The organism is Geodermatophilus sp. SYSU D00691, from assembly GCF_054050275.1.
On record NZ_JBJGYZ010000051.1, the window covers coordinates 25,382 to 31,899 of the forward strand.

The 6,518-nt window shown below is 74.8% G+C and carries 7 protein-coding genes; 4 read left to right on the forward strand and 3 right to left on the reverse strand.

What is annotated here, in order from left to right; genetic code table 11:
- Window positions 1-16 precede the first annotated feature (16 nt).
- Window positions 17-1,060, reverse strand: a complete 1,044-nt coding sequence (gene rsgA, locus ACI797_RS25770; RefSeq protein WP_456862879.1) for a ribosome small subunit-dependent GTPase A — start codon at window positions 1,058-1,060, stop codon at window positions 17-19.
- Window positions 1,061-1,156: 96 nt separating this feature from the next.
- Here rsgA and ACI797_RS25775 point away from each other — a divergent pair, with 96 nt between their 5' ends.
- Window positions 1,157-2,176 carry a glycerophosphodiester phosphodiesterase family protein gene (locus ACI797_RS25775; protein ID WP_456862882.1) on the forward strand — a complete coding sequence of 340 codons (1,020 nt, stop codon included), beginning with the start codon at window positions 1,157-1,159 and terminating at the stop codon, window positions 2,174-2,176.
- Between the two features lie 56 nt (window positions 2,177-2,232).
- Here ACI797_RS25775 and ACI797_RS25780 read toward each other — a convergent pair whose 3' ends face one another.
- On the reverse strand, window positions 2,233-3,522 hold the full coding sequence (locus ACI797_RS25780) for an adenylosuccinate synthase (RefSeq protein WP_456862885.1): 1,290 nt from the start codon (window positions 3,520-3,522) through the stop codon (window positions 2,233-2,235).
- Window positions 3,523-3,590: 68 nt separating this feature from the next.
- Between ACI797_RS25780 and ACI797_RS25785 the strand changes: the two genes are divergently transcribed.
- From ACI797_RS25785 to ACI797_RS25795, 3 genes are all read left to right on the forward strand, one after another.
- A complete protein-coding gene (locus ACI797_RS25785; protein ID WP_456862888.1) occupies window positions 3,591-4,208 on the forward strand; it encodes a hypothetical protein in 618 nt (205 codons plus the stop codon).
- A gap of 142 nt (window positions 4,209-4,350) precedes the next feature.
- Window positions 4,351-5,409, forward strand: coding sequence for an ABC transporter permease (locus ACI797_RS25790; RefSeq protein WP_456862891.1), 1,059 nt, complete (start codon window positions 4,351-4,353; stop codon window positions 5,407-5,409).
- Window positions 5,406-6,218: an ATP-binding cassette domain-containing protein gene (locus ACI797_RS25795; protein WP_456862894.1), complete on the forward strand. Its 813-nt coding sequence runs from the start codon at window positions 5,406-5,408 to the stop codon at window positions 6,216-6,218. Before ACI797_RS25790 ends, ACI797_RS25795 begins: the two co-directional genes overlap by 4 nt.
- On the opposite strand, the gene ACI797_RS25800 is transcribed toward ACI797_RS25795, so the two are convergent.
- Window positions 6,215-6,358 (reverse strand): GPGG-motif small membrane protein, encoded by a 144-nt coding sequence (locus tag ACI797_RS25800; protein ID WP_456540371.1) that lies wholly within the window; start codon window positions 6,356-6,358, stop codon window positions 6,215-6,217. The genes ACI797_RS25795 and ACI797_RS25800 overlap by 4 nt on opposite strands.
- Window positions 6,359-6,518 lie beyond the last annotated feature (160 nt).

Sequence of the window (6,518 nt, forward strand, 5' to 3'; positions counted from 1 at the left end):
GAATCTACCGAGGTGGCTACCGGACCCGGTTCGGCTGGTCGCGCAGCGAGCGGAAGAAGGCGCGGGTGCGGGCCTTCTCCTCCGCGCGGGCCCGGGCGTCGACCCGCAGCAGCTGCCGGTGCGCCTCGCGCTGCAGCTTGCGCCAGGCGACGAGGCGGGCGGGGTCGAGGGTGCCGTCGTCGACCGCGGCGGCGACCGCGCAGCCGGGCTCGGTGCGGTGCTCGCAGTCGCGGAACCGGCAGCCGGCCGCCAGCTCGGTGATGTCGGCGTACGCGGCCTCGACGCCCTCGGCGTCGTCGTAGAGGGCCAGCTCGCGCATGCCGGGGGTGTCGACCAGCAGGCCCCCGCCGGGCAGCACGTGCAGCTCGCGCGCGGTGGTCGTGTGCCGGCCGCGGCCGTCGCTCTCGCGGATCTCCCGGGTCTCGGCGACCGCGCGGCCGGCCAGGGCGTTGGTCAGGCTGGACTTCCCGACGCCGGAGGGGCCGACCATGGCCGCCGTCCGGCCGGGACCGAGCAGCGCGGCGACGGCGTCCAGCCCCTCCCCGGTGACCGAGCTGACCGCCAGCACCTCCACGCCGAGCGCGTCCTCGGCCACCGCCGCGACCGCCGCCGGGACGTCGTCGCACAGGTCGGCCTTGGTCAGGACGACGACGGGGGTGGCGCCGCTGCTCCACGCCACGGCGAGGTACCGCTCGACGCGGCGCAGGCGGGTGTCGCCGACCAGGGCGTCCACCACGAGGACCGTGTCGAGGTTGGCGGCGACCACCTGCGCCGCCGACGTCCGCCCGGCCACGGTGCGGGTGAACGCCGACCGGCGGGGCAGCACCGCCACCGCCAGCTCGCCGCGCAGCGCCAGCCAGTCGCCCACCGCCGGGGAGGCGAGGCCGCTCTCGTCGTACAGGGCCGCGGCGGGGTGCACGCGCTGCTCGCCGTCGGCGGTGAGGACGGTGAGCAGCCCGCGGTCGACGCGGGCCACCCGCGCCGGGACGGTGCCCTCCGGGAGCTGCGCCACCCGGTCGGGTGTCCACCCGAGGGCTGTTAGTTCGGTCACGGCGGACATGCTCGCGCGCAGGTCAGCCCCCTGTCGCCCGAATTGTGGGCGAAACACCCCTCGGCGTTCGACGTTCGTTCAGGTTCCTCGGGTGTTCTCGATGGCATGACCGCGACCGAGTCGCCGGCCTCCCGCACGGCGACCCGCTCCTCCGTGCCCCTCGTCGTGGGGCACCGCGGGGCCAGCGCCTACCGTCCCGAGCACACGCTCGCCAGCTTCGAGCTCGCCGTCGACCTCGGTGCCGACCTGATCGAGCCCGACGTCGTGGTCAGCCGGGACGGCGCGCTCGTCGTCCGGCACGAGAACGAGCTGTCCCGCTCGACCGACGTGGCCGAGCGCCCCGAGTTCGCCGCCCGGCGCACCACCCGCGTCGTCGGCACGGTCGAGCGCACCGGCTGGTTCACCGAGGACTTCACGCTGGCGGAGCTGCGCACGCTGCGCGCGGTCGAGCGGATGCCGGCGCTGCGCCCCCTGAACACCGCCTACGACGGGCAGTTCGGCATCCTGACGCTGGCCGAGGTCGTCGAGCTCGCCGTCCGCCGGTCGACCCCCGAGCGGCCGGTGCGCGTGCTCGCGGAGCTGAAGAAGCCGACCTGGTCGGCCGAGCACGGCCTGCCGATGACCGAGCTGGTCGCCGACGAGCTGCGCCGGCTGGGGGCCGCCCGCCCCGACGGCCCGGTGGTCGTGCAGTCCTTCGACGGGGCCGGCCTGCGCGCCCTGCGGGCCGAGCTCGGCGACGCCGGCCCGCAGATGTTCCAGCTGGTGGACGACGCCCCGGTCGGAGACGAGTTCGTGACGCCGGCCGGGCTGCGCGAGGTCTCCACCTACGCGCAGGGCATCGCCCCGAGCCGGCACCGCATCCTCCTGCGCGACGAGCACCAGACGCTCACCGGCATCTCCGACCTGGTCACCCAGGCGCACCGGGCCGGGCTGGTCGTCGTCCCGTGGACGCTGCGCGCCGAGAACGCCTTCCTGCCCCGGCACCTGCGCCGCGGCAGCGACCCCGCCGCGACCGGGGACGCCGAGGGCGAGGCCCGCCTGCTGCTGGCGCTGGGCGTCGACGGCGTGATCACCGACTCCCCCGACGTCGCCGTCCGGGCCCGCACCGAGCTCGTCGCCGCCTGAGAAAGGACCCCCTGCCCCCACCGCTCGCAAGCTCGCGGCGGGCCCCTGCAGGGGGCCTACTGGAGCAGGTCGTGGACCACGACGTTCTCGTCGCGGCCGGGGCCGACGCCGATCACGCTGATCCGCGCCCCGGAGAGCTCCTCCAGGCGCCGCACGTAGGCCTGCGCGTTCGCCGGCAGCTCGTCGAAGGTCCGGCAGCCGCGGATGTCCTCGAACCAGCCCGGCATCTCCTCGTACACCGGCGTGGCGTGGTGGAACTCCGTCTGCGTCATCGGCATCTCGTCGTGCCGGACGCCGTCGACGTCGTAGGCGACGCAGATCGGCACCGTCTCGAGGCCGGACAGGACGTCGAGCTTGGTGAGGAAGTAGTCGGTGATGCCGTTGACGCGGCTGGCGTACCGGGCGACGACGGCGTCGAACCACCCGCAGCGCCGGTCGCGGCCGGTGGTGACGCCGACCTCGCCGCCCTGCTTGCGCAGGTACTCGCCCCACTGGTCGAACAGCTCGGTGGGGAACGGCCCGGAGCCGACGCGGGTCGTGTAGGCCTTGAGGATGCCCACCACCCGCGAGATGCGGGTCGGGCCGATGCCCGAGCCCGTGGCCGCGCCGCCGGAGGTCGGGTTGGACGACGTCACGAACGGATAGGTGCCGTGGTCGACGTCGAGCAGCGTGCCCTGCGACCCCTCCAGCAGCACCCACTCGTCGGCGTCGAGCGCCTTGCCCAGCAGCAGCCGGGTGTCGGCGATCCGGTGCTTGAGCTGCTCGGCGTAGCCGGCGTACTCCTCGACGACCTCGTCGACGTCGATGGCCCGGCGGTTGTAGACCTTGACCAGGATCTGGTTCTTCTCCTGCAGGGTGCCCTCGAGCTTCTGCCGGAGGATCGACAGGTCCAGCAGGTCCTGCACGCGGATGCCGACGCGGGCCACCTTGTCGCCGTAGGCGGGGCCGATGCCGCGACCGGTGGTGCCGATCTTGCGCTTGCCGAGGAAGCGCTCGGTGACTTTGTCGAGGGCCCGGTGGTGCGGCATGATCAGGTGCGCGTCGGAGGAGATCACCAGCCGCGAGGTGTCGACCCCGCGCTCCTCCAGGCCGGCGAGCTCGGTGATGAGCACCTGCGGGTCGATGACCACGCCGTTGCCGATCACCGGGGTGCAGCCCGGCGTCAGGATCCCGGACGGGATCAGGTGCAGCGCGTAGCGCTCACCGTCGGGGGTGATCACGGTGTGCCCGGCGTTGTTGCCGCCCTGGTAGCGGACGACGTACGGCACGCGGCCCCCGAGCAGGTCGGTGGCCTTGCCCTTGCCCTCGTCGCCCCACTGGGCACCGATCAGCACGACTGCCGGCATCGGCTTGTGTCCATCTCCTCGCGCGAGCTTCCCGGCCGGTCCCGGCTGGCAGGTGGCAGGGTAGCCGCATGCCTCTCGTCGAGCTCGACCTGCGCGGTCTGGAACCCGGCTCGGCCCCCGAGAAGGACGACGTGGCGGCGGTGGCCGACGCCGGGGCCGTGGTGGTCCGCGGCGCCGTCCCCGCGCTCGCCGGCGTCCTGGCGGCCCTGCTGCGCGCCGGGCGCACGGCCGAGGTACCGGTCGCCTGGGAGCCGGCCGACGACACCGCCTCGACCGGGCTGGCCCGCGCGCTGGGCATCGGGACCGGGGACCAGCGGGAGCTCACGCTGGTGCGCGACGACCACGGCGGCGTCCTGCTGCACCACGGCCGGCTGGAACCGTGGAGCGACGACCCGCGGCGCAGCCTCGGCCGCCGGCTGGGCCTGCAGGCGCACCACGACGACATGAAGGTGGCCGACGGTCAGGTGACCCGGCTCGACGTCCGCCCCGACTGGTCGGCGGTCGACACGATCGGCGTGTCGGTGATGACCATCCCGCTGCGGCCGGTCCGGCGGACGAAGGGCCGTGCGCTGCAGGTGGCCAGCGACCCGGCCCGCGTGATCCGGGACGGCGTGCCGTTCCCGAAGCCGGTGACCCGCTGGACCTGGTACGCCGACGACCGGGTGCGCTGGCTCCTGCGCCCCTGACGGCCACCCTTCAGGGGCCCGGGCCGAGCCTGCGAGGCCCGGGGGGAAGGGTGGTCCTCTCTGGGGGACACTGGGGCGGCACGTGCACTCCCGAGGAGGTCCCGCTGCCGACGTCGTCCCCGCCGACCGGCCCCGACGCCCGGTGACCGCCGACCGCCTGCCCACGTTCGGCCCGGCGCCCGCGACGGTCCCGGCCGGGCGCCGGCTGCTCGGCCGGGCGCTCGCCCGCCCCAGCCTGGCGGCGCTGGTGGGCCTGGTCGTCGTGGTGGTCTTCTTCGGCCTGCAGGCGCCCGGGCTGCTCACCTCCGGCGGGCTGGCCACCGTGCTGGACGTCGCCGCGCTGCTGGGCATCGGCGGTGTGCCGGTCGCGCTGCTGCTCATCGCCGGGCAGTTCGACCTCTCCGTGGGCGTGGTGGCGGTCGCGAGCTCGCTGGTCACCGCGCTGCTGGTCGAGTCCGCCGGGTGGGGCATCTGGCCGGCGCTGGTGGTCTCGCTGCTCAGCGCGCTGGCGGTCGGCGCCGTCAACGGGCTGCTCGTCGTCTCCACGGGCCTGCCCAGCTTCCTGGTGACCCTGGCGACGTTCCTGGTGCTGCAGGGCGTCACGCTGGCCGGCACGCACGCCGTCGCGGGCTCGGCGCGGATCGAGGGCCTGGACTCCGCGGCCGGCTGGGACTCCGCGGTCACCCTCTTCGGGTCGACGGTGCTGATCGGCGACGGGCGGTTCCGCGTCTCGCTGCTGTGGTTCCTCGGCGTCACCGCGCTGGGCACGTGGGTGCTGTGGCGCACGCGCTTCGGCAACGCGGTGTTCGCCAGCGGCGGGGCACGGCGGGCCGCCCGGGAACTCGGCGTGCCGGTCCGCGGGACGACGGTGACGCTGTTCTGCCTCACCGCGGCCGCGGGCTGGCTGATCGGCACGCTCGGGCTGGTCCGGCTCGGCGGGGTCCAGGTGGCGCCGGGGCTGGGCAACGAGATCGAGTTCATCGTCGTCGCCGTCATCGGCGGGTGCCTGCTCACCGGCGGCTACGGCTCGGCGGTGGGCGCGGCGATCGGCGCCCTGCTCTACGCCGTCGTCCGCCAGGGGATCCCGCTGGCCGGCTGGGACCCGCGGTGGTTCCAGGCGTTCCTCGGCGTGCTCCTGCTGGTGGCGCTGCTGGCCAACGGCGTCGTCCGGCGGCGGCTGAAGGCGGTGCCCAGGTCGTGACCGACCCCGTGACCGACCCCGTCGTCGAGCTGCGCGGGCTGACCGTCCGCTACGGCTCGGTGCCCGCGCTCAACCGGCTCAGCGTCACCCTGCGGGCCGGGGAGATCACCTGCGTGCTCGGGGAGAACGGGTCGGGCAAGTCGACGCTCGTCGCCGTCCTGTCGGGGTTGCGCCGGCACGACGAGGGCGAGCTGCTGGTGTCGGGCCGGCCCGTGCGGTTCCGGTCGCCGAAGCAGGCGCGGGCCGCCGGGATCGCCACCGTCTGGCAGGACCTCGCCGTCGCACCGCTGCTGTCGGTGTGGCGCAACTTCTTCCTCGGCGCCGAACCGACCCGCGGCCCGTGGCCGCTGCGCCGGCTCGACCTGCAGGAGGCGCGCCGGGTCACCGTGCGGGCGATGGCGCGGGTCGGCGTCACCGGCCTCGACCCCGACCAGCCGGCCAGCGCGCTGCAGGCCGGCGAGCGGCAGAGCATGGCGGTCGCCCGGGCGCTGCACTTCGGCGCCCGGGTGCTGGTCATCGACGAGCCGACGGCGCCGATGACCGTCGCCCAGCACACCCTCGTGCTGCAGTCGGTCGTCGCCGCCCGGGCGCAGGGCATGGCCGTGGTCTTCGTGACCCACAACCCGCGCTACGCGCACCTGGTCGGCGACCGCTTCCTGCTCCTCGCGCGCGGGCAGGTGGCCGGCAGCCTCACCCGGGACGACGTCGACGTCGACGACCTGACGCGGCTGATGGCCGGCGGTGAGGAGCTGACCTCGCTCACCGCCGCGCTCACCGCCCTGCACCCCGAGCTGGGCGACCGGGGTTAGGTGAAGACGCTCACGCCGCCGGGACCCACGAGCAGGCCGACGACGATGAGCACGATGCCCCACAGCAGCTGACGCCTGAGTATGGCGACGATGCCGGCGACCACCAGTACGACGGCGATGATCCACAGAAGCGTGGCCATTCTGACCTCCCGGGACGACGGACCCCGTGCTCACGGACGGTGAGATCATTCCCGGGAACTCCCAGGTCAAACCCCTACAGCGGGTGAGCGTCCGCGGACACGCCCCCCGCGTGGTGCGGTCGCCACCCTCGCCGTGGAACGTGAGGGCGGCGACCGCACC

Bases quoted from the DNA above. Each gene is read 5' to 3' on its own strand.
- rsgA (WP_456862879.1), bottom strand. From the start codon at position 1,060: ATGTCCGCCGTGACCGAACTAACAGCCCTCGGGTGGACACCCGACCGG.
- ACI797_RS25785 (WP_456862888.1), top strand. From the start codon at position 3,591: ATGCCTCTCGTCGAGCTCGACCTGCGCGGTCTGGAACCCGGCTCGGCC.
- ACI797_RS25800 (WP_456540371.1), bottom strand. From the start codon at position 6,358: ATGGCCACGCTTCTGTGGATCATCGCCGTCGTACTGGTGGTCGCCGGC.
- ACI797_RS25775 (WP_456862882.1), top strand. From the start codon at position 1,157: ATGACCGCGACCGAGTCGCCGGCCTCCCGCACGGCGACCCGCTCCTCC.
- ACI797_RS25780 (WP_456862885.1), bottom strand. From the start codon at position 3,522: ATGCCGGCAGTCGTGCTGATCGGTGCCCAGTGGGGCGACGAGGGCAAG.